Annotated in this window: 15 protein-coding genes and 1 pseudogene; 10 read left to right on the forward strand and 6 right to left on the reverse strand. The window is 66.4% G+C overall.

Translation table 11 applies throughout. The features are described from left to right. Nucleotides 1-144: 144 nt before the first annotated feature. On the reverse strand, nucleotides 145-1,860 hold the full coding sequence (locus tag ACIHEJ_RS35355) for a hypothetical protein (protein WP_400141694.1): 1,716 nt from the start codon (nucleotides 1,858-1,860) through the stop codon (nucleotides 145-147). A 200-nt stretch (nucleotides 1,861-2,060) separates the two neighbouring features. On the opposite strand from ACIHEJ_RS35355, the gene ACIHEJ_RS35360 reads away from it, so the two are divergent. The 4 genes from ACIHEJ_RS35360 to ACIHEJ_RS35375 all read left to right on the forward strand — a co-directional run bounded on the left by ACIHEJ_RS35360 (nucleotide 2,061) and on the right by ACIHEJ_RS35375 (nucleotide 4,591). Next, nucleotides 2,061-2,258 (forward strand): hypothetical protein, encoded by a 198-nt coding sequence (locus ACIHEJ_RS35360; RefSeq protein ID WP_400141695.1) that lies wholly within the window; start codon nucleotides 2,061-2,063, stop codon nucleotides 2,256-2,258. A 236-nt stretch (nucleotides 2,259-2,494) separates the two neighbouring features. Next, the gene (locus ACIHEJ_RS35365) at nucleotides 2,495-3,301 is read left to right on the forward strand and encodes an integrase (protein WP_400141696.1); all 807 of its coding nucleotides are present in this window, start codon (nucleotides 2,495-2,497) and stop codon (nucleotides 3,299-3,301) included. 283 nt (nucleotides 3,302-3,584) lie between these two features. Next, on the forward strand, nucleotides 3,585-4,163 hold the full coding sequence (locus ACIHEJ_RS35370; RefSeq protein WP_400141712.1) for an HU family DNA-binding protein: 579 nt from the start codon (nucleotides 3,585-3,587) through the stop codon (nucleotides 4,161-4,163). Beyond that, a complete protein-coding gene (locus ACIHEJ_RS35375; RefSeq protein ID WP_400141697.1) occupies nucleotides 4,160-4,591 on the forward strand; it encodes a hypothetical protein in 432 nt (143 codons plus the stop codon). Before ACIHEJ_RS35370 ends, ACIHEJ_RS35375 begins: the two co-directional genes overlap by 4 nt. 528 nt (nucleotides 4,592-5,119) lie before the next feature. Here ACIHEJ_RS35375 and ACIHEJ_RS35380 read toward each other — a convergent pair. After that, nucleotides 5,120-5,314: a hypothetical protein gene (locus tag ACIHEJ_RS35380; protein ID WP_400141698.1), complete on the reverse strand. Its 195-nt coding sequence runs from the start codon at nucleotides 5,312-5,314 to the stop codon at nucleotides 5,120-5,122. Nucleotides 5,315-5,591: 277 nt separating this feature from the next. Here ACIHEJ_RS35380 and ACIHEJ_RS35385 point away from each other — a divergent pair, with 277 nt between their 5' ends. Together ACIHEJ_RS35385 and ACIHEJ_RS35390 are read left to right on the forward strand one after the other, a co-directional pair. Further along, entirely contained in the window at nucleotides 5,592-7,070 is a 1,479-nt protein-coding gene (locus tag ACIHEJ_RS35385) for a hypothetical protein (RefSeq protein WP_400141699.1), read from the forward strand. 399 nt (nucleotides 7,071-7,469) lie between these two features. Next, the gene (locus tag ACIHEJ_RS35390) at nucleotides 7,470-7,670 is read left to right on the forward strand and encodes a hypothetical protein (RefSeq protein ID WP_400141700.1); all 201 of its coding nucleotides are present in this window, start codon (nucleotides 7,470-7,472) and stop codon (nucleotides 7,668-7,670) included. 393 nt (nucleotides 7,671-8,063) lie between these two features. Here the strand turns inward: ACIHEJ_RS35390 and ACIHEJ_RS35395 are convergent, their stop codons facing one another. Continuing rightward, a complete protein-coding gene (locus ACIHEJ_RS35395) occupies nucleotides 8,064-8,441 on the reverse strand; it encodes a hypothetical protein (protein ID WP_400141701.1) in 378 nt (125 codons plus the stop codon). 572 nt (nucleotides 8,442-9,013) lie between these two features. Here ACIHEJ_RS35395 and ACIHEJ_RS35400 point away from each other — a divergent pair. The 3 genes and pseudogenes from ACIHEJ_RS35400 to ACIHEJ_RS35410 form a co-directional block, all read left to right on the forward strand. Then, a pseudogene (locus ACIHEJ_RS35400) lies at nucleotides 9,014-9,415 on the forward strand (DUF4158 domain-containing protein); the annotation flags it as partial. A 463-nt stretch (nucleotides 9,416-9,878) separates the two neighbouring features. Beyond that, a complete protein-coding gene (locus ACIHEJ_RS35405; RefSeq protein ID WP_400141702.1) occupies nucleotides 9,879-10,979 on the forward strand; it encodes a Tn3 family transposase in 1,101 nt (366 codons plus the stop codon). Between the two features lie 581 nt (nucleotides 10,980-11,560). Next, on the forward strand, nucleotides 11,561-12,493 hold the full coding sequence (locus tag ACIHEJ_RS35410; protein WP_400141703.1) for a hypothetical protein: 933 nt from the start codon (nucleotides 11,561-11,563) through the stop codon (nucleotides 12,491-12,493). A gap of 1,314 nt (nucleotides 12,494-13,807) precedes the next feature. Here ACIHEJ_RS35410 and cas7c read toward each other — a convergent pair. Genes cas7c through cas5c form a run of 3 tightly spaced genes read right to left on the reverse strand, consistent with a single transcriptional unit; the run spans nucleotide 13,808 to nucleotide 17,285 of the window. Beyond that, on the reverse strand, nucleotides 13,808-14,677 hold the full coding sequence (gene cas7c / locus ACIHEJ_RS35415; RefSeq protein WP_400141704.1) for a type I-C CRISPR-associated protein Cas7/Csd2: 870 nt from the start codon (nucleotides 14,675-14,677) through the stop codon (nucleotides 13,808-13,810). Between the two features lie 51 nt (nucleotides 14,678-14,728). Then, nucleotides 14,729-16,567 (reverse strand): type I-C CRISPR-associated protein Cas8c/Csd1, encoded by a 1,839-nt coding sequence (cas8c, locus tag ACIHEJ_RS35420; protein ID WP_400141705.1) that lies wholly within the window; start codon nucleotides 16,565-16,567, stop codon nucleotides 14,729-14,731. A 1-nt stretch (nucleotide 16,568) separates the two neighbouring features. After that, nucleotides 16,569-17,285, reverse strand: a complete 717-nt coding sequence (cas5c, locus tag ACIHEJ_RS35425; RefSeq protein ID WP_400141706.1) for a type I-C CRISPR-associated protein Cas5c — start codon at nucleotides 17,283-17,285, stop codon at nucleotides 16,569-16,571. A gap of 248 nt (nucleotides 17,286-17,533) precedes the next feature. Here cas5c and ACIHEJ_RS35430 point away from each other — a divergent pair, with 248 nt between their 5' ends. Further along, nucleotides 17,534-19,834: a CRISPR-associated endonuclease Cas3'' gene (locus ACIHEJ_RS35430; RefSeq protein WP_400141707.1), complete on the forward strand. Its 2,301-nt coding sequence runs from the start codon at nucleotides 17,534-17,536 to the stop codon at nucleotides 19,832-19,834. Nucleotides 19,835-21,788 lie beyond the last annotated feature (1,954 nt).

The raw sequence follows: 21,788 nt of genomic DNA on the forward strand, positions 1-21,788 counted from the left end.
CCCCGCGGCCCCCGGCCCGCCCCCCCGCGCCCCCCCCCCGCGCCCCGCCCGCCCCCCCCCCCCCCCCCCCCCTCTCCTCCAAAGACCTTAACCGCTGTACTGATGTTCCCCGAGGCCGACCTTCGCGTAGGGCCCCGTCCCGGCTCAGGCCGGCGGGGCTTCGTCGTCCTCATCGTCCCCGTAGTCGATCTCACACAAGCGGAACTCCGGGACGCCCCCGAGCAGGTATTGGGAAATGTCGATGCACTCATAGTCGTCGACGGGCTCATCGTCCGGCGGGACGATCACATCCTGCGGCTGCCCATAGTGCTTCCGCAGCGCTGCCCGAAGTTCAGCGGGACGCAGAGGAGGAGCAGGCTTGGGCGTACCCTCACGGAGAGCTTTAATCATTGCTTGGGCATAGGCGGGGTCGATTTCTTCGCCCCATTGCGGGTCGTTCGCGCCCCGGAGGAGCCCGACCTCGCCGTTCTTGTCTGCCGTGAGGATCGCTCCATCCGTGCCGATTCCCAGCGCCAAGTACCAGGTTCCCGGAACGAGCATCTCCAAGCGCGATCCCTCAATCATGAGAACGTGCAGCGCTCTGGATATTGTGAACCAGCGTGGAATGAAGTGCTGGTCACCATTCGGTGCGATATTCTCCTGCGTCGCGGGTTCCTTGAGCATGGTGCTGAGCCAGTCCAGCGGTGGAGTTGCATTGTTTTCCCGGCCCGCGACGATTTCTCGCCCCACCTCGGAGGGAGTTGCTGCTGACGGTGGCGCAGGAACGGGACACATCGTCCGCGCATGGGCCTGCACCATGCCAAGTACTTGGGTGACATCAGAGGGGCTGGCGTAGCCGTGGCCTTCAATTTGGGTGGGCTGTCTCAGGATGCCGACCCGACCTTTGTCCGCTACGACCAATCCCTTCTTGGTCTCGCCTACCGCCAGGTACCTCTCTTCTGGATGGAGATACCCGAAAGTGGCGATGTGGCCTAATGGGGACAGCGGCCACTTGCCCCGAACCTCGAACCAAAATGGGGCGTAGTCGTCGGACGTTGTTCCATTGAGGATATCGCGTTCGATTTTCTCTTCTGTAGGCAGCTCCTTAGGCGATGCCCCAGCCTGGGCGAGCGCGCGTTCGACGTCTATCTGAGCTGGCTCCTTCGTCCGCGGTTGTGCGAGATTCACCGCCGTGGCACGAGCCTCCGCGAGGATACGACCGGCTTCCTTGCGGGCACCATCAATGATGATTGCAGCTATCCGATGCCCTTCGTCTCCTACCGCCTTGGCCGCCGCGCGAGCGTCTTCCGCCTCTCGGCGTGCTTCGGAAAGCAGCCGCTCGGCTTTCTCACGGGTCCGCGCCTTCTCCCTCTCCAGCGCGGCACGCTTCTCCGCGATCCGTTCCGCCTCCTGGCGGGCCTCCGCGAGGGTCTGCTCGGCCTCTGCTCGCGCTCCATCTCTGATCGCTTCGGCCTCCTGCTCGCCGAGTTGCCGAGCCTCGTCGAGGACCGCCTGCGCGGTGGCGCGCACCCTCTTCCACGGCCCCTGCGCCTGGCGCTGCAGGCGCTTGGCGTCCTGCCAGCGCTTGCGCCACTCGTCGGCGAGTTCGCCATGCTCCGCAGTGGGGAGAGCCATGCTGACGGTGCGTACGAACGTCATCGTCCAGTCGATCGACGGCAGCCGCTTGCCGGACAGCGCCTCGGTGATGGTGGCCTTTTTGAGCTTGCCCCCGGATTTCTTGTCCAGGTCCGCATAGGACGGGGCATCACACCGGATGTGCAGCTCGTTGAGCGCGGCCATGAAGGCGGTGAGCGCCGCCTCGTACGTGTCGATCGCCGCGGCGTCACCCGGGGCCTCCTCTGGTGTCTTCCCCTCTTTCATGGCAACACGGTAGGGATACCGGGGGCCGAACGCCCACGAAATCGGCCGAACGGTCCCGAACGGGTCCATCGTTCGGCGATGCGGTGCTCCCGTTCGGCGAGGCGCTACTCGCGTTCGGTGGTGCTCGGCTGGCGTCCGAGTGCGGGCGGGTCCGTCTGCCTGACTAGGCATTTTCCGCGCCGTGCCGTTGTGCTGATGGCATGGCAGACATCGATACCACTCCCCAGCTCCCCGCCGAGCCCGAGCCGAAGCCTTCCCTCGTGCTCGACCTCGTCGCCCTGGTCGTCCTCCTGGCCGTGTGCGCGGTCCTCTACGTCATCGTGAAGGACCCCGGGTTCTCGATCATCATCGGCGCCGTGGGCGGCCTGTTCGGCACCTGGCGCAAGCGGAGGGAATGAGCGGAGCCCCGGCTAGGCCGGCGGGGCTCTGGCGTTTTCGGTGGCAAATCGGCCGGCCAACCCGGGCGGTATGACCAGGGAGGTAGCGATACGCCGGCCGTCGCCACTGCCACCCACTTCAGCTCATCGCGGGTGGGTGAGACCGCAAGGGCTACGCCCAGGACTGGACGAGCTGGAGCAAGTTCTGCGCCGACAGTGGCGTCCCCCTGCTCGCCGTCACCCTCGGCACCCTCCTGATGTACGTCGAGTGGCTGTGGACCCAGCCCGGAGGGAAGAAGGGCACCTTCACCGCGCCGTCGACCATCGACCGCCGGATCTCCGGCACCGTGGTGTCCGCCCGTGCCGACCACGGCCTGCGGCTGGAGGACGGGGTCGCCCGGCTCGCGCGCAACCGGCTCAAGCAGTTGGTGAAGGAGATGGAGGAGAACGGGGAGACCCGCGGCCGGGGCCAGGCCCCGCCGCTGCTGGTCGACCACCTGGTGAGGATCAGCGCCGCGTGTCCGGACAACCTCACGGGCATCCGCGACCGTGCCCTGGTGCTGATGCACTTCGCCGTCGCCGGCCGCGAGCACGAACTGGCCTTCAACCGGGTCCGCGACTACGCCGAGACCCCCGGCGGCATCCAGGCCGACCTGCGCGTGTCCAAGGTCCGGCCCCGCATCGTGCCGGTCCCGCACGGCTCGCGGCCCTCGATCTGCCCGGTCCGCGCGTGGCAGGCATGGAAGGAAGCCGCCGGCCTCACCGACCCGGACGGCTACGCCTGGCGCCGCTTGCACAACCGCTGGCACACCGTCATGAAGGGCGGACTGCAGCCCGAGTCGATCGGCGACGTCGTCACCCGCGCCGGCGAACGCGCCGGAATCCAGATCGGGTTCACCGGACACAGCCCCCGCCGCGGCCTCGCGACGTCCTCCCGCCTGAAGGGACACGACCAGATCGTCATCGCCAAGCAGGGCGGATGGGCCCCGCACTCCAAGGTCCTCGCCGGCTACCTCGAAGTCGTCGACCAGTGGGAGGACAACGCCCTGCTCGGCGTGCTGTAGTCCATGCGAGCAGCTCGGTTCTGATTCCAGGGGTCGAGCAGGAACGGAGCAGGGCGGGCTCCCGGTCGTGTGTGTGTCCCGGGGTCGCTGTGTTCCACTCCGGCCAAAAGTCCCAGAGCGCTGCGGTGTTGATGATCAGGGTGGCGCGGAGGCTTTGAAAAGGGTGCATCTCACTTCATAGGCCAACAGAAGGAAATACTCAGGCCGTGGCCACGGCGTCCCGCTCCAGCGAGCGAATCCTTCCTACGGTCAGATCCTTGCCGCCGCCAGCACATAGGACCGAATTGACAAGGCGCAGCTCGTAGAAGCGATTGCCGACAAGATGGGTGGCCGACAGCAGGCCGCCGATGCTGTCGACGCGGTACTGGACGCCATCGTCCGAGCGGTCGTCGGGGGAGACCGGGTCTCGGTCACCGGCTTCGGGTCCTTCGAAAAGGTGGACCGTCCCGCCCGCTACGCCCGCAACCCGCAGACCGGTGAGCGGGTCCGGGTCAAGAAGACCTCCGTGCCACGCTTCCGTGCGGGTCAGGGCTTCAAGGACCTGGTGAGCGGCTCGAAGAAGCTTCCGCGTGGTGGTGCGACTGCCGTAAGGAAGGCTCCGAAGGGGAGCATCACCGGCGGCGTTCCTGAGACAGTCAAGAAGACGACGGCCAAGAAGACGACGGCCAAGAAGACGACGGCCAAGAAGACGACGGTCTCCGCCAAGAAGTCCACCAAGGCCGCAGCGAAGAAGTCCACCAAGGCCGCAGCGAAGAAGTCCACCGCCAGAAAGACTGGGGCGGCCGTCAAGAGGGCAAGCGGAGCCAAGGGAAATGGTGGCGGGACTGGACCTCTTAAGGAAACGAGAGGCCAGGCACGGTGAAGCTGAAAACAGGACGCGCGGCTTACTACAAGTCCAGCGACACAGCCAGTCAACAGACCCGGCAACTGGGGATCGCCGGGCTTGCGGTCGTATGGCTTCTGGCTGGTGGCCTTCAAAAGTCAGCCATCCATCTCAGCGAAACTCTGCTGGTGTCAGGAATCGCCCTGGTAAGCGCCTTGTCCCTGGACCTTCTGCAATACGCCAGGACGACAGCTACGTTCGCTATTTGGGTGCGATACAAGGAGAAGAAGCAAAGAGGAGGAATCCCGAACAAGGATGTGGACGAGGACGATATCGGCGATGCCCCAGCCGCCATCCTGCCGATTATGTGGGTCTGCTTCTATGCGAAGCTGGTGGCAATAGGGGTGGCGTACGGGGAGATTTTCAGCGAGATGTCTCTCGACTTCAGGTCTCTTAGGCTTCAGTAGGTCCCATGAGGCGGATCACGTCATATGCCGCGAACCCCCAGAGCGTTGGTCATTTCCGGGGGCGGATGGTTGTTGGGCGCCCAATTTTGTTGAACACCCTTGTTCGACGCCGGGAGTCGATTCCGGCTCAGCGGTCGATGCCCAAACGCCGCTGTCCAAGAATTGATCGGTAGTTGAACACCCCTAGTACGTCGTGGCCGTGCCCCGTCAGGCGGGCCCGCGCGCTGATCGCCGTCTCCGCCAACCTCCAACCGGTCCAAGGCCGACCAGGACCCGCCGACGACCCGGCTCCCATCGGCCGATGCCTACCGCTGCCAGTACGTCACCGACTGGGTCGCCGACAAGACCCGCTGGAGCCTGAGCATCGACCCGGCCGAGCAGGCCGCGCTCTCCGAGGTGCTGAACCGTTGTCCAGACGTGCCGATCACGGTCACTTTGGCCCGGTAGCCGTCGGCAGTCACGGGGCGAGGTGCCGCCGGCACCGGCGCAGCCAGGATTTGTGCTGCGTCGGTGCCGCGCGCTGCTGTTCTACCGGATCAGCGTCGTCCAGTACGGGCTTGCGCTGGCCGCGCCAATGACGCTGACGAGCCACCAGAGCAGCGTCCGCGACAGCGACAAGTGCAGGTGCCGGCCGGCCTTCACCTCCAGGCCGCGGCGCTGAAGGCTGATTGTCCAGACCGTGTTCTCGGCGTCTGCCGCCTCGGGCTGGTCCACGTACGTCATCGTTCTCTCCCTCCTCCCGCCGGTACTGCTGCAGCTCCCGACTCCCGGGGGCAGGACAAGCGGCGGTGCTTTCCATTGGCGGGCGGACGAGGGCCGGATCCCACGATGCGAAGTGAACCCGGACAACTCCGAATCTCCCTGTTTCGTCCGTGAATTGATTCACATCCGACCGAACCAGACACTTACTCGGTGACGTTCCTGGATGTTCGCGAATATCGGCAGATGTTCCTGGCTAGAGGCATACGCTGGGGTTTTCGGAGGCAGGAACGCGGGGAACATGGCCATAGATGATCTTTCGGGCCTCACCGACCAGGAGCTGATGTCGGCCGGGGAGCGGGTGCTGGAGGAATTCGCGACCACCCTGGAGATCCTCCGCATCGCCTGTGGGGCACCCGCCCAGCTGACCCTTCACAAGAAGTCGAAGAAGGACGGTCGCTGCACGCTGCCCACCTCAACGTTGTCAGAGGTGTTCAACGGCAAGAGGCTCCCAAACTACGACTTCACCATGGAACTGATCCGCCAGCTCCGGCCAGGCGATGCCACTCTGCAGGAGGAATGGCATCAACGCTGGATGAAGGCCAAGTACACGGTCACCTGGGCGGCCAAGGCTCAGAAACGTCTGGAGGCGGAAGCCGGAGAAGGGCAACACAGGGAGGACGGCGAGGCCGAGCGTCTCCGTGAAGAGGCCGCCGCTGAACTGCAGCGCGCCTCCGACCTGCGCATGGAGGCGGAGAAGACCCTTGGAGAGGCCAGAGCGGAGGCAGCACGCATCCTGGAACAGGCGCGCCGGGACACTGCGGCGAGCCGCCGAGATCAGGTCAGCCTCTCGGGTCCGAATCTTCTGCGTGACTTCCTGATCAGGCAGTTCCTCCTCCTCACCGAGCCGGGTTCCTCTGCCGTGAGCGCTCTGCTTCAGCCCCGGATGGCGCATGCCGGGCAGTCCCCCCTGGTTCCCACCTTGGAACTGGGGGACCTGTGGCGCATCCTGCACCTGCTGACGCTGCGGCTGCCGCAAGAAGACGCGGTAGAACTCAGGGCACGATGGCGGGCCATGGCGCTGGGCATCGTCGGTGAGCCGGACGGTGACGGACCGGTGCCAGGACTACCGGGAGTGGTCCAACCGCTGTCCTTCCGGGACCGGGCCACCACCATGTCATCCCTCGCGCAACGCGATCACTGCAGGGCGCTGCTGGCCAACTTCGAACCGCTGGACATCGAGATACCTGGGAAGCTCCAGTACGTCCTGGCCTTGATCCGGGAGTACCACGAGGAGAACCAGCTCCTGATGCGCTACGAACCGTACCTTATGGAGGTGCCCGCCAGGCTCAAGCCCGGTTGGGGGCCGATGCTTCAAGCGGGCGACGGCGGAGCTCAAATTGTGGCCTACGAGGCCGCGGTGGGGTACCTGCTCAGTCGTCTGCCTGATAGCGGGGGAGTGGCGCCGGCCATCGTTGGAGCGGATGAACTGCTGGCCGCTCTGGTACCTGATCCGATGCCCCACCGCGACAGCTGGTGGTTCCACCGCCGCCGTGGTCTGCGGCAGAAACTGGCCTCGTACCTGGCCTCCCTACAGCTGGAGGTCCAAGTACATGACCAGCTGTCCACGTACGTCACCAACGAGCTCACCCAGAACAACATCGAACTCGTGGACCAGGCCGGCAACACCGTCCTGTGGTGGCTGAGGATGCCGTACCGGGCAAAGGGCACCACCGAGTGGAACAAGGGCCGCATGATCCACCAGCGCTACATCGCCTGATACGGCCGTACCCAAGGCATAGATGCCTCCCCCTCGTTCACCATCGCTGCAACCAGACATGGTGACACCTGGCACTGACAAACGGCTCAGGACAGCAACCGCGAGCTGCGGTACGCTCGTTGGCACGGCTTCGACTTCCAGGTCGACCGGGCACTACCTGCCGAGCAGCGATGGATGCTTTCGGTTGGAGAGTACGGACGGGTAGCGCAGCTTGATCCGTCCGGAAAGTGTTGCGCCTATCGGCGCGCACACTGGTCACTGCGCAAGCGTTATCTGAGGTCCCTGACCCATCGGCAGCAGCCTCAACGGAGCGACCCATGCATGGGGTGGCTCGGTTGAGAGCTGCCCTGCAGAACATCTCGGCCGACCCCCTAACGAGACGAAGGGGCGGAGACGGCCGTGAACACCAAGACAAGCCGTCGCACCAAAATCCTGATCATGGCCATGGTCATCACAACCTCCGTGATCTTGGCATTCATCGCCGGCCTACTGGGGCACGCCTGTCACCGTGACCCAGCCGACTGGGGAGCGTGGACGTTCGCCACCCTGTCGCTTCTCGGCATCACGTGCTGCGGCATCATCTGGGCCACAGAGAGCTGACCAACGTGGGTTCAGCCCTCGCTGATCCCGACGTTTTCAACCCCCAGCCTCGCCGCGCTGGCCTTCTATGTGTCGGCCGGTGCAGTGGTGCTGCTGGTGCTGGAAGGCTTCGTCCGGGTCACGGCGCGGGCGGCCAGGCGGATGACGAGGATGCTGGGGCAGCTGACGGATCAGTCTGACGACGTGACGACCGTGGAACGGGCGGCTCTTTCACAGGTTTGAGGCGGTGCCTGGAACCGGCCCATACCGCTTGAGACGCACCATGATCGTCTCACCGATAATCGGTGTACTGATGTTCCCCGAGGCTGGCTTCGCCGGCATTAGGGACCTGTCGGCGTCATTCGCGGTGGTCTTCTGGTCGGGCCCCACGAGCTGGGCTCGACGGTAGCCGCGTCAGCCACGGGGGAGCAGTGCCAGCGGCCGTAGGGGGGCGCCGAAGACCTGCAGGACGAGGGTGCGGTGTGCGGAGTGCAGGGTGCGTACGGCGGTCCGGGTCAGTCCGGGCTTGGGTGGCTCTACGCCGTTTCGGGTCCGGCCGGGTTTGGTCGGGATCCATAGGTAGCCGGGGTCGGTGCCTTCCAGCTCCTTGGTGATGCCGGCGCGGACGTCGAGCCAACGGCGCTCGATTTCCGCGGTGTGCTTGTCGAGGGGGTGGTCGACGCCGTCGATCGTGACGATGGGGAGGGGGCGGCGCTTCAGGTCGAGGTCGGGGACGTTGAGCGGGTGGAGCTTGGGCACGGAGTGGCCGGTGGCGGCGACGAGGGCGGCCACCGCGGCGGTGCGGATCGCGGTGGCGGCGTTTGCCCCGGTGGGCCGCTTGACGGCGAGGGTGCGCAGCAGGTTCCAGGCCTGTTCGGGTTCGAGGCGGTCGGCGTGTCCGGATGGCGGGTACGTACGGCGCAGGTTGGAGAGGCCGAGGGAGTCGGTGAAGGCGTTGTAGGTCTGGATGCGGGCGCGTTGGGAGTCGTGCGCGGCGACGGCGTCCGGGCCGGTGAGGGTGTTGCGGCAGCGGGTCTCGCCGGCGTTCGCGGCGGCGAGCCAGGACTCGGCGCGCTCGGGTTGGACGAGCTCTTCGGCGGTGAGGGAGGTGGTCTTCGTCTTGTCGAGGACGTGCTCCAGGAATTCGGTGAGCAGGGTGGCGCGTAGCCGTACGGTCTCGGAGGCGTACCCGGCCTGACGCTGCGCCTCTATGAGGCCCTGTACTCCCGAAGCTGCGGCGAAGTGACAAGTAGCTCTCTGTAGCGGATCAGAAATGGGCTTGTCAGCGGTTTCGATCCTCTGGGCTCATCGGGGACCGTGCTCGGAGAGGTTGGTCCGGTCATGACGACCGGAAGGAGCCCAGAGTGCGGCAGGAGTGGGAGCCGGAGGACCTGATCGAGGTCTGGACGCTGCTGGAGGAGGACCAGGAACGACTGCGGAACAAGTCGGGGGCGAACCGGTTGGGGTTCGCGCTGTTGCTGAAGTTCTTCGAGGTGGAGGCCCGGTTCCCGGAGGACGCCGGGGAGATCCCGGTGCCGGCGGTGTCGTACGTCGCTCAGCAGGTGAGGGTGTCCGCGGAGGAGTGGGCCGCCTACGACTGGTTGGGGCGGGCGATCAAGCGGCACCGGATGGAGATTCGGGGCGCGTTCGGCTTCCGTGAGTGCACGGAGGAGCACCAGGACCAGCTCGCCGAGTGGCTGGCGGTCGAGCTGTGCGGGGTTGAGTTGAATCGGGACCGGCTCGCGGAGGCGGTGGTGGCCCGCTGCCGCAAGGACCGGCTGGAGCCGCCGGCCCCAGGGCAGATCGCCCGGCTGGTGGGTAAGGCGGTCAGCACCTTCGAGGAACGGTTCTGCGCGGCCACTGTGGGCCGGCTGTCGGCCGCGACCCGGTCCCGGCTGGATGACCTGATCGCCGAGGACACCGGCGCGGACGACAGCGCGGGCGGCGGGGGCACGCTCTTCACCGAGCTGAAGGCCGATCCCGGAGCGTTGGGGCTGGACAGTCTGCTGGCGGAGGTGAAGAAGCTCCAGCGGGTGCGGGCGCTGGAGTTGCCGCCGGAGTTGTTCGCGGACGTGTCGGGGAAGCTGGTGGCGGCCTGGCGGGCGCGGGCGGCGAAGGAGTACCCCTCGGACCTTCGCGCGGCGGCAGGGCCGGTGCGGTACACGCTGCTGGCCGCGCTGTGCCACGTGCGGGAGACGGAGATCACCGACTCGCTGGTGGAGCTGTTCTATGCTCGGCTTCAACCTGCTGCCCCGGCTGAAGAACGTCGGCTCCGCGCGCCTGTACCGGCCGGCGGCCGGGGAGGACGAGAAGTGGCCGAACCTGGCGCCGGTGCTGTCGACCAAGACGATCGACTGGGACCTGATCCGCCAGCAGTACGACCAGATCGTGAAGTACACCACCGCCCTGCGCCTGGGCACCGCCGAGGCCGATCAGGTCCTTCGGCGCTTCACCCGCGGCGGCCCAAAGCACCCCACCTACCGCGCGATCGAAGAGTTGGGGCGGGCGGTGCGCACGGCGTTCATCTGCGACTACCTCGCCAACGCCGAGCTGAGGCGCGAGATCAACGACGGGCTCCAGGTCGTGGAGAACTGGAACTCAGCCAACCACGACCTGTTCTACGGCAAGGACGGCAACCTGACCGGCTCCGACAAGGAGTCCCAGGAAGTCTCGATGCTCGCCCTGCACCTGCTCCAGTCGGCGCTGGTGCACGTCAACACCCTCCTCCAGACGGTCCTGCCACCACTGGTCGGCCAGGATCTCGGCGTCGAACCAGTAGCGTGTTCGCGCTCCAGTGACGTCGATATGCCGGAAGCGTGCGATCAGATTCGTGGCCCATTCCGCCCGAAAGCTGACCTGCATGCCGCGCTGGGACGCCGCGCTCTGCCAGCCGCTGAGCCAACCGCCCGGATCGTAGACCTTCTCGTGCAGCGACTTGCCCCTTCCCTGCCGGGGTCCGGTGGGGTCGACCGGGATGGCAATGATGTACTCGACCAACTGCGGGTGTTGTTCCAGGGAGGTCCGCACGGACTGGTCGAGCTGGGCCTTGTCGACCTCCTCCTGCCGTATCCAGTACTTCGCCTGCCAGCCGACTTCCGTGCCGTCGGCAAGGGTCCAGAAGCACTCGACTCCGCCATCGCCGCCGGCACCGGCGAGACTGACGAACACGGCACCATCCTGCGGCGGGTCCTCGGCCGCGAGCTCGCAGACGAACTGCTCGAAGCCGGACCGCTGTCCCTCAGCCCCGGCCGACCGGATACGCGAGAAGTCGATCTCCGGGTAATGCATGGTTCCCCCGTGGAATGGCAGAAGGAAGTCACACCGCCGTGAAAGGCTAACCGACCGGCTTCCCGACTTACGTCATGTCGCAGTCATCCCCGGCTTCGGCCGCTGCAACCCCGGCGGTGGAACCTGGAACACCGAGGCGTGTTCCACCAGCACAGAGGGAACACCCAGGCCGCCACACCCTCGACCTCCTGCTGCGCGTGGTGCTCCGATACGCACCCCGAAACTGCCGAGCATGTGCTCGCACATCCACTGCTGGACGTTGGTGAGTGGGTCACTGCCCCCTTGAACGACGGCGTTGAGGTGTTCGCTCTGCCGCAGCGGTTGACCCGGGCGCTGGCCAACGCGAGCTCCGCCGAGCTGGAAGAGCTCGCAGGCCGCTGGACCACGCGGGTCCGGTCTGAGGACGGGGACGACATGACCGACGATGATCTACTGGCGGTCCTGCAGGGAGTTGCCCGGCTTGCGGCGTCTGCGGTGGACAGGGGTGGCGGCCTCTACAGCTGGAGAGGACTGGCGTCACACCCCGACCGGCCACCTTCACGACAGCAGCGTCGGCAGCTTCCAGGACGTCCTGGAACAATGGTGCCATCAGCCCGGGCGAGCGGCTGGGGGGAGAAGCAGGGATGGTGGACTTCGAGCAGCAGCTGGACCTCGAATTCGACGGCGAGTTCTTGGTGCCGCGGATCAACCAGCAAGCCTACCGAGACATCTACACCTTGGAAGGGTGGCTGCGCAGACTCTGCCTGGCTTCCTGGATGCGCGCCTACGGAGCCCTGTGGCACCAGCACCTGGACCGGAAACTACGCAAGAACCTCGAGCGCCTCGCTGAGAGAAGCCGCCAGCGCCTGCACCTTGACGCCGAGACCAGCGGTGACCTCATCTGGCAGTCCGACATCGGCCAGCTCCTGTCCATGCTGACCGACCCGCGGATCGCGGGCGACGTTCACCACTTGGCAGGGCAGGATCAGCAGGCGATCGCGAGAGACTTCGACGAGATCCGCGAGATCCGCAACGTCCTCGCCCACAACCGCGCACTGTCGCCACAGACCTACGCACTCCTACGTGTCAGCATCATCCGCCTGCAGAAAGTCGTCGACCACTTCCGGTCATGCCTCCTCTACAACAGCTCGAACATCCTGGATGACGACGACGGCGACCTCGGGTCGTACCTTGCGATGCTGCTCGAGGGTAACGACTGGAGCAAGTTCCAGGCGTTCGTCGCCCGAGGCCACGGGTTCATCGAGTACGTCACCCTTCCGACTCCGCCGTACGACAAGTGGCCCGACGCCCGACGACTCTTGGAAGTGTTCTCCGACCACCTGGACTACATCACCGCGTTCACCATGAACCGGCTGGGCGACGAGTTCATCATTGTGGCCCCGGATGAGCTGGACGAGGACTCCCAGGCCGGCCTGTGTCGGGCCTTTGCCGCGAACCCCGACGTCTGGACCGATGTGCCCTACGAGGAGCAGCATCCTCGCTTCATATGCAGTCCCAAGATGTGGATTTACGAAAACCAGTCGCCCTTCCGCAGCCAGGAAGAGCCGCCCTGGTGAAGACGCGACCCACGGTATGACGCTGCATCGCAGCCGACCTTGCAGCCCACGGCACCTGGCTCTCGGAAGGTGCACGTCATTTGATGGGACTGAACTGGCTCCGCCCCGACGTCCCCGCCAGTGACGACCGGCTCTTCTGCCACGTCTACGGACGCGGCGACCGGAGGGCGTTGGGGATCAGGTAGTAGCGGTAGACGTCGACCCGATTGCGGTCCTCAGTCCCGGAGGGCGACCGCCAGTTGCGCGTGCGCCACGGTGCACGCGTAGTCGGTGCCGTCGTGATCCTCTGTCGCCCTGGAGGGCGACCGCCAGGAGCACGGTGCAGCGGATGGAAGCCCGCACGAGATGTTGCGATCCTCGGTTGCCGCGGAGGGCGACCGCCAGCTCACGTTGATGAGGTTGCACGCGCCGTTGGCGGTGTTGCGATCCTCGGTCGCCCCGCAGGGCGACAGTCGGCCGCCGCGTCAAGGCCGGGTGGCATCACGAATGGTTTCGATCCTCGGTCGCCCCGAAGGGCGACCGCCAGCTGTACGCGGGATACAAGCGCGAACAGCGCGTCTCCCAGTTCTTCAGCTTGAGTGCCATTGCGATCCTCGGCAGCCCCGAGGGCGGCCGCCACCTCCGCCAGGGCTTGCTGGCCTGTGTAGTACGTGCGGTTGCGATCTTCCGTCGCCCCGGAGAGCGACCGCGAAGCGCAGTGCGGCGCCGACTTTAGTGGAGCCGGTGTCGTTGCGATTCCCGGTCGCCCCAAAGGGTGCCCGTCAGGAACTGTGGTTTCCGCCGGTTCCCTGCATCACCATGTTGCGATCCTCGGCCACCCCGGAGGGCGACCGCCGGGGCCCGACCTGTATTTCACCATCCGGAAGGAACAGAAGTTGCGCTCCTCGGTCGCCCCGAAGGACGGCCGCCACTGGAGACTTCCAGCAGGTGATTCTGCCCACTGATCCTCGGTAGCCCCGGAGGGCGACTGTTAGCCCCTGGACCGGCTGCGCGGCACATCAAGGACCCGATATTGCGATCCTTGGCCGCCCCGGAGGGCGACCGCTGGCCGCGATGGCGTAGCCGTGCTCGCCGACGGTGATGCTGTTGCGATCCTCGGCCGCCTCGGGGGCAGCCGCCATCGTCTGAAGTTGCTTGAGTGCGTCCACTTCAATGTGGTTGCGATCCTCGGTCACTCCTGAGGGCGACCGCCAATCTGACCCTGTGGAATGACGATCGAGCGCTGAATTTGGTTGCGATCCTCGGTCATGCCGGAGGGCGACCGCTACGAGATGGTACGTAGCTCTGAGCCGTGTTCCGCGCTTTTGAGTCGGCTCAGTCGATGAGGCGGGTGAGGGTGACTCCGTCGGGGATGTTGTCTTCGTCGATGTTGATGTGGTCGGTGTAGTTGTCCCAGGATCGTGCTTCGCTGTGGCCCAGTGGTTTGATGCGGATGAGGTCGAAGAGTTTGTGGGCGGGTGCTCGTCCGTAGGCGTCGTCGTGGGTGAAGATGTACAGGCCGCGGATGGCCATTTCGCCGCGGGAGGCGGCGCGGTCGTGGTCGAACATCATGGTCATGGCGTGCCAGTAGGCGGCGAGGTCTTCCGGGGTGACGCCGGCTTTCGTGCCGAGGGCTCCGGAGTAGAAGCCGTGGCCGCGGTACAGCCCGTAGGGCACGTAGTGCTTGTTGCCCATCTCGGTGACCTTGCCGTTGGCGAGGTCCTCGGGTTTGTTCGGGGCGACGCGGGTGATGCCGGCCTCGAGCGGGGTGACGGGGTCGATGGAGCGGGAGAAGGTGAGCTGCATGGGGCCGCGGGCCCTGCCGGCGTGCTTCTTCTGGTCGCCGACGGACATGACGGCGCCGAAGATGCGCACGTCGTAGAAGTTGCGGATCATCCACTGCTGGGCGGTGGCGGTGTCGCCTTCCGTGGTGCCGCCTTCATGGTAGGCGCGCTGGATCTGCGGGTTGAGGGCGACGCCTTCCTCGACGTACATCTCGAAGCCGGGCTGCCCCTGGTGGGCGAGGGTGATGGTGTTGCGGATCTTTCGCTTGAGGGCGACGTCGGTGATGATGCCCTGGCTGGTGATGGGGTCGGTGCGGGGCATGCCGCCGGCGTCGGGGTCGCCGTTGGGGTTGCCGTCCTTGACGTCGATGAGGAAGACGTAGTCGTGCTTGCGGGTGGGGTCCAGGTGTGCGGCGGTCATGACTGTGCTTGATTCCTTTCCGAGGTGACGGTCCCGGGGACTGCGAGGCGCTTACCAGAGGATGCTGTCGGTTGTGTCCGCGTCCTCTGCCGCCTCGGGGAGGGCGTCGGCGGTCTGGTCGTCGGCGAGTTCCTTGCCGGCTTCGCGGGCTTTGATGGCTTCGGCTGCGGCTCGGGCGGAGTGAGCGCGCTGGTGTTCGTAGCCGAGGATGAACAGGGCCTGCTGCTCGGCGTTGAGGTGGGCGGGGAGGGTGTCGAGCAGGTCGAAGGCGTCGCGCAGTCGGTTCTCCATGGCCTTGGCGGCGGGTTCGCTTTTGCGGGCGATGGTGCGCAGGTGGGGGCGTGCGCCGATGCGGAGGCGGGTGAGGACGGCTCGGGGTGAGACGACGGCGGTGGTCAGGTACTTGTCGGTGATGGTGGTGTTGACCTTGGGCATGGCCTTGCGCTGGATCGCTTCGAGCATGGCCATGATCCGTCCGCACACGTATCCGGGTTCGGTCGAGGTGGTGTTCAGCTGGGGCACGCACAGCTCCTTGTGGCGGGTGGTCGTACGGGTCAGGGCGAGGCGCAGCAGTGCGATGCGGGGCCGGTCGATGTGGTGGTCGGCGCGGATGCGCTGCATGAGGACCGGCAGGACGTGGGCCGGTGGCGGTGTGCCGTGGAGTGCGGCTTTGGCGAGGTCGGCTTGAAGGTGCTTGGGGATGGTGGTGTCGATGTATGTGTTCTTGCGCTTGTCCCAGCGGGCGGCGGCCAGGGCCAAGCGCCAGATGGGCCAGTAGAGGTAGGTGTTGTTCCAGCCGTCCCAGGTTTGCTGGTCGGTGAACCACGTTCCGATCCGCTGCTTGAGTTCGGGGACGGGGATGGTGATCCAGTCGGCGACGATGACCCTGTTGGTGTTCACCCGCAAGGTGACGGCGTGGAAGGCGTCGTCGTCGAAAGCGGCCAGCGCGTCGCGTCCCTTGTGGGGGTGGTTGAGTCCGTCGACGAGTTGGGCAACCTCGGTGGGTTCGGGGTTGTCCAGGGTCCACATGTCGGTTTCGGTGGCGGGGTTGCGGGTCCACCACACGATGGCGGAGTCGCCGGCGCGGGTGTGGTGCTCGGGGTCGGCCAGCAGTGCGTTCAGGGCGGTGGCGGCCTTGGTTCCGCAGTCGACGCAGACGGGGGTGGCACCGAGCTGCTTGATGCCGGCCCGGTAGTGGGCGGGCTGGTTGAGGCAGATCAGCTGGGTGTTCATCCCGGAGTTGGGAAGGCCCTTGACGGGGACCGGAAGGGTGGACAGCAACGCTCCCGTCTGCCCGCAGACAAGGCAGATGCCTTCCTGATCCTTGCCCGGTTTGCCGCTCTTCGTGCTCTTGACCTTTTCTGCCCACCAGCGCTGGGCCTGGGGGAGGTCGTGGATCCACTCGCCGTCCACGCTGATGGCCACGAGGTGCCCTTGATCCATCTCCTCGGGCCAGTCGTCCGGCGTGAAGGGTCTGTCCAGCCACTGGGCCAGGGTGCGGGCCTGAGGAAGGCCGGGGTGCTCGTTGCACCAGGAGGTCACCACGGTGCGGTAGGCGAGATGACGCTCCTCGGCCTTGGCGATGTCCTTGGGGTCGGTCGACGGAACCTTCTTATCGTCGGGCCCCTTGACCAGGCCGGGGTGGCCGAGAACGTACAGCGCGCTGTCGGCGAGCAGGAACGGCGGCGGGTTCTTCCCGGAGCGGCCGGTGTAGGGGGCGGTGACCTTCCGCGGTTCTTCCCCTTTGGGGGGACGCAGGTCGATGATCAGCGGCTCGGCATCGCTGGTGCTGGAAAGGTCGATCTGCCACATGATCGGACGCCGCTGGTAGTAGTCGGGGACGGCGTCTTCGCGGCTGTCGGCGTGCTGGACGAGGTTGTGCAGGAGCACTTCAGGCCGTCCCCTCGGCAGAAGCACGGCCCTCGGCCCCGGGCATTTGGCCGACTTGCGCGGGGTCGAGCGGGCGGTCCGGCACGTGGAGAGCACCGCGCTCAAGACGGGCACGGAACCAGTGGTAGCGCTCCTTGCCGTTCGGCAGGTACTCGATGTGGTGGAGCATCAGCCCGATCTCGTCGATCGGGGGGATGCCAGCCTGGTCGGCGGCGGTGACGACACCGGCCTCCTGCGCTGATCCGCGGGGGCCGAAGAAGGCCGCGAACTCGCGGCACCCGAAGTAGGGTTGCTCGAAGCAGGCACCACGCTTGACGCGGCGGTCGAACTGGTCGCGGTACTTCGGCAGCGGCGCGGTGCAGCGGTCGGTGGCGTTGATGGTGGCGTGGATGCGGTAGGCGACGTCGCGCAGTGCGACGGTGACGCGCTGCCCGCGGTCCTCGGCGACGTCATACCGGTAGCCGTTGTTGGCGCGCAGGTCCTCGAAGGCCTTCTTGGTGATGATCGAGTTGTTGACCTCGTTGCGGCGGAAGCTGGTCCATTGCACCGGCTTGAGCAGTTCGATCCGCTCGATCTGGTAGGTGATCTCCGGTTTCCACAGGATCGCCTCGAGCAGCCCTCTCGCGGCCGAGGGGGTCATGAGCGGGTAGGAGACCCGTTCAACCTTGAGTTCCGGGCGGGTGAAGCATGCCAGCGGACCCCAGGCCTCCACCTGCACGTGAAGTGGCCGGGCGGCCTTCTCCTCACGCTGTCGTGATTGTGTAGAAATCATGCACCTTCCCGCCTTATGTCCTAGCTGGCTCGGCCCGTTGTCAGTGCCGGTGGCTAGCGTCGTCGCACTGCCCCGATCAACGACCGTCGGTACGCAGGCCGGTAGTGAACAGTCATCTAGCCGGATCTCAACGCATAAGTGATGGTAAGTCAAGTATGGTTGCGGAAAAGGCAGTTGATGAGATATCGGGACGTATGTCAGCTCCGGCAGGCAGGCTCGTAGCCCACTCACCGGGCCGTCGGGGCATCTGGCACTGGTACGAAGACCACGCCCGAGGCACCGGCGAGCTGGCCCGACGTTTCGCCGAGCCATGGGGAGGCGGAGAACTCGCCTACCGGCTGGGACGCGACCACGACACCGGCAAGGGCGCGTGCGCCTGGCAGGACGGCCTGATCGAAGAAGCCACAACCGGCCGGAAGGTCCGCCGCCCCGCACACCATGACGCCGGAGCGTTCCTGTTCGCTCAAGTAGCACGGCAGCATCCGGTGCTGACACCGTTCGCCGGCGTCATCGAGGGACACCACACCGGCCTGTCCGCCTGGTCGGAACTCAGCGTCCGGCTCAAGGGCCTGATGCGGGACTCCGGAAAGGTCAACGAGGCGATCAGCCGGGTCGCCGAAGTCATGCCGGAGATCCTGGACGGAACCTGCCCGCCTGTCCCGGACTGGCTCGACCCGTGCAACAGGATCAGCGTGGAGATGCTGGTCCGCATGACCTACTCGGCTGTGATCGACGCCGACCGACTGGACACCGCCGCGCACTTCAGACCGGGCCCGCTTCCCCGGCCGGATGCGGGCATGCCGCAGTTGTGGGAACGGTACGAGACCCGCCGCCAAGAGGCCCTCGCCGAGCGTCGACGCCGTAAGGAGCCCTCGTGGCTGGACGGGCTCCGCGAGGACGTCTATCAGGAGGCGATCGAAACCGCGGCCTGTGAGCCGGGGGTGTACCGGCTGCACCTGCCGACCGGCGCCGGCAAGACCTTCGCCGGCGGAGGATTCGCACTCCGACATGCCGCGCTGCGCGGGCTGCGGCGCGTAATCGTCGCGGTCCCGTTCATTTCGATCACGGAACAGAATGCGGCTGTCTACCGGAACCTGCTGGATCCGGAGCACGGGCCGCGGACGGTGCTGGAACACCACTCCGCCGTGAACTTCGAGGCGCCCGACCGGCACGCACCCCGGTCCGCAGGCACCTCAGGCGACATTTGCCAAGACCAAAGGCGTGCTCGTTCTAACCGGTGGGCGAAACTGGCCGCGGAGAACTGGGACGCCCTGTTCATCGTCACCACCATGGTCCGGCTGATCGAGAGCCTGTTCGGCAACAGCCCGTCAGCCACCCGCCGACTGCACCGGCTCGCCGACTCCGTCATCGTCCTGGACGAGGTCCAGGCCCTCCCCGACACCCTGCTGACACCGATCCTGTCCGGACTTCGGGAGCTCGTCGAGCACTACGGCGTGACCCTGGTCCTGTCCTCGGCCACACAACCGGAACTCACCGCACTGAACCCCTGGCAGACCGGCCTGCCACAGCGCGACATTGTCGCCAACCCCGCACCGCTTTTCCAGCGGCTCCGCCGGGTCCGGTACGACTGGCGCACCGGCCCAGAGGTGACCCTCAAAAGCATCGCCGCAGAGGCCACAACACACGGCCAGGCTCTGATGGTGGTCAACGGAACGAAAGACGCCAACCACGTGCACAAGTTCTGGCTTGGCGACCGCGACGAGGACCCCAGCACCCTGCACCTGTCGACCCGCATGACCGGCGGCCACCGCAGAGAAACCATCCAAGCGGCAAAGCAACGCCTCGACGCCGGCCTGGACACACTATTGGTGTCGACATCGCTGATCGAGGCCGGCGTCGACCTCGACTTCCCGCGCGGATACCGCGCCAGATCGCTGCCAGAGTCCGAACAGCAAGCCGCCGGGCGCATCAACCGTGAAGGGCACCGCCCGACCGAAGACAGCATCATGACCATTTTCGAACCGACCGACGGTCTCCAGCCACAAGCGATCTACAACCGATGCGGCATCGCCGCAGCATCCCGCCGCTTCGGCAAGGGCCTCGCAGACCCAGACGATCTGGACACACTGCGCTCCTACTACCAGCACCGCTACCGACTCCAGGCCGGACGCTCCTCCACAGACCCCAACGGAGCAACCGGAGAAGCCATCGAAGCACTGCGAGCAAAGCTGGACTACCCGGAAACCGCCCGCCAGATGCGCGTGATCGACAACGAGCACTCCGTAGCCATCGTCGCCATCCGCTCCCAGCTCAACCAGAACGACCGGCAGGCCGCCCAAAATGCCATCGAACAACTCCGTAGCGGGATACCAACCCCCGAGACCTACCGCACACTCCAGGCCCACATGGCATCCATCCCACAACGAGAACTGGAGACAGCGATCAAGGCTGGACACGCCGTCGAAATCGCCGGCGACCTATACGAGTGGACAGGCCCCTACCACCCCCAACGAGGAATCGAACCCGCCGTCTAGTGAAACGGGCAGCGACTGAAGGTCCCACCGATCGATACAGTGTTCCGGGACAGTGGCGTCCTAGCGGTCGTCCTTCGGAGCGCCCGAGGATCGCAACACCGGGCAGGTCGCCCAGTTCTTCCCTGCCGACTCGTGGCGGTCGTCCTTCGGGGCGACCGAGGATCGCAACCCCTCGCTCTGGGACGGGACCCGCGTCGCGTCCTCAGGGGGCGGTTGTCCTCCGGGGTGGACCGAGAATCGCAACTACAACGCCCTCCGTGTGGCCGGCCCGGCTTCCCGCGTGGCGGTCGCTCTTCGGAGCGACCGAGGATCGCAACCCCGAAGCCCAGGCCTCCTGGGTACCCGCCATGGACGTGGCGGTCGCCCTTCGGGGCGACCGAGGATCGTAACTGGAAGTCGGCCGGGTTGTCGTAGAACCACACCGGCGTGGCGGTCGTCCTACGGGGCGACCGAGGATTGCAACGCGACGGTGATGGCACCGACGGCGAGAATGGGCCCGGATGGCGGTCGCTCTCCGGGGCGACTGAGGATCGCAACGAGTCCAGCGCCTCAATGGTGAGCTGGTACTCCTGAGTGGTGGTCGCCCTTCGGGGCGACAGAGGATCACAACCTCGTGTACGGCCTAGAGGAGGAACTCGAGGACCAGAGTGGCGGTCGCTCTCAGGGGGGCGAGGATCGCAACAGCTTGGGCGCCCATCCGGTCGTCACCGGATCCATGTGGCGGTCGCCCTCCGGGGCGACCGAGGATCGCAACATCCAGGGCAGGATGTTTTCCCCGAGGACGTCCCAGCGTGGTGGTCGCTCTTCAGGGCGGCCTAGGATCGCAACGCAGCTCCGGCGGTCGATATGGGGCGGACTGGCGGGTGACGGTCTTCCTTCGGGGTGACCGAGGATCGCAACGTCCAGCCGGTCTCCCGGGCACCGTAGAGGAGCGGGGGGCGGTCGCCCTCCGGGGCGACCGAGGATCGCAACCAGCGCAGCGGCAGCGGCAGGTCCGCCCACGTCAGCGGTGGCGGTCGCCCTTCGGGGCGACCGAGGATCGCAACGAGCTGCGCGACTCGACCGGCTCGCGCGCGCAGGGCGTGGGGGTCGCCCTTCGGGGCGACCGAGGATCGCAACTACGACCGCATGGCCGCTGTAGATGGGGTATTCGAGGGGTGGCGGTCGCCCTTCGGAGCGACCGAGGATCGCAACACGAAGAGGTGGAAGCGGCCCGTGGTCCAGGACGGCGAGTGGCGGTCGCCCTTCGGGGCGACCGAGGATCGCAACAGCAAGGTCACGCGCACCATGCGGGACTCTGCGCGCGTGGCGGTCGCCCTTCGGGGCGACCGAGGATCGCAACTACGTCAAGAAGCACAGCTCTCCGAACAAGCCCGGCCGTGGCGGTTGCCTTCCGCGGCGACCGAGGATCGCAACCGCTCGTCGGCGTAGGCCACGCCCGCGGCCATCACGTGGCGGTTGCCCTTCGGGGCGACCGAGGATCGCAACGGGTCCGATGATCAGTCGTGGCTCGGGTCCGCGCACGGGTGGCGGTCGCCCTTCGGGGCGACCGAGGATCGCAACGATGCAGGTCAAGCGTAACAAGCACAGGGCTGGCTAGTGGCGGTCGCTCTTCGGGGCGACCGAGGATCGCAACATCGACGGCCGCGACGGCCTCAGCGCGCTCACCGACGGTGGCGGTCGCCCTTCGGGGCGACCGAGGATCGCAACAGGGAGTTCACGCCCGCGTTCGCCAAGGAGGCCATCGTGGCGGTCGCCCTCCGGGGCAACCGAGGATCGCAACAGCTTCCAGGACGTGATGCAGTCAGTGTAGTCCATACCTGACGACCCCTCTCTGGTGGACGAGGCCCGTGGCGGTGACGCTGGGAGGGGGGTTTGTTGGTGTAGTGCGGGCTTGCTGGCCTGGTGTGTTGTGGGTGTGTTGAGAGAGGCCGGGTGGACGGTTCCGGTGGGT

The organism is Streptomyces sp. NPDC052301 (assembly GCF_044593395.1).
Classification (GTDB): domain Bacteria; phylum Actinomycetota; class Actinomycetes; order Streptomycetales; family Streptomycetaceae; genus Streptomyces.

Excerpts from the sequence above, each read along its gene's own strand:
- ACIHEJ_RS35355 (WP_400141694.1), bottom strand. The coding sequence starts at position 1,860 with ATGAAAGAGGGGAAGACACCAGAGGAGGCCCCGGGTGACGCCGCGGCG.
- ACIHEJ_RS35360 (WP_400141695.1), top strand. The coding sequence starts at position 2,061 with ATGGCAGACATCGATACCACTCCCCAGCTCCCCGCCGAGCCCGAGCCG.
- ACIHEJ_RS35365 (WP_400141696.1), top strand. The coding sequence starts at position 2,495 with ATGTACGTCGAGTGGCTGTGGACCCAGCCCGGAGGGAAGAAGGGCACC.
- ACIHEJ_RS35380 (WP_400141698.1), bottom strand. The coding sequence starts at position 5,314 with ATGACGTACGTGGACCAGCCCGAGGCGGCAGACGCCGAGAACACGGTC.
- ACIHEJ_RS35385 (WP_400141699.1), top strand. The coding sequence starts at position 5,592 with ATGGCCATAGATGATCTTTCGGGCCTCACCGACCAGGAGCTGATGTCG.
- ACIHEJ_RS35405 (WP_400141702.1), top strand. The coding sequence starts at position 9,879 with ATGCTCGGCTTCAACCTGCTGCCCCGGCTGAAGAACGTCGGCTCCGCG.
- ACIHEJ_RS35410 (WP_400141703.1), top strand. The coding sequence starts at position 11,561 with ATGGTGGACTTCGAGCAGCAGCTGGACCTCGAATTCGACGGCGAGTTC.
- cas7c (WP_400141704.1), bottom strand. The coding sequence starts at position 14,677 with ATGACCGCCGCACACCTGGACCCCACCCGCAAGCACGACTACGTCTTC.
- ACIHEJ_RS35430 (WP_400141707.1), top strand. The coding sequence starts at position 17,534 with ATGTCAGCTCCGGCAGGCAGGCTCGTAGCCCACTCACCGGGCCGTCGG.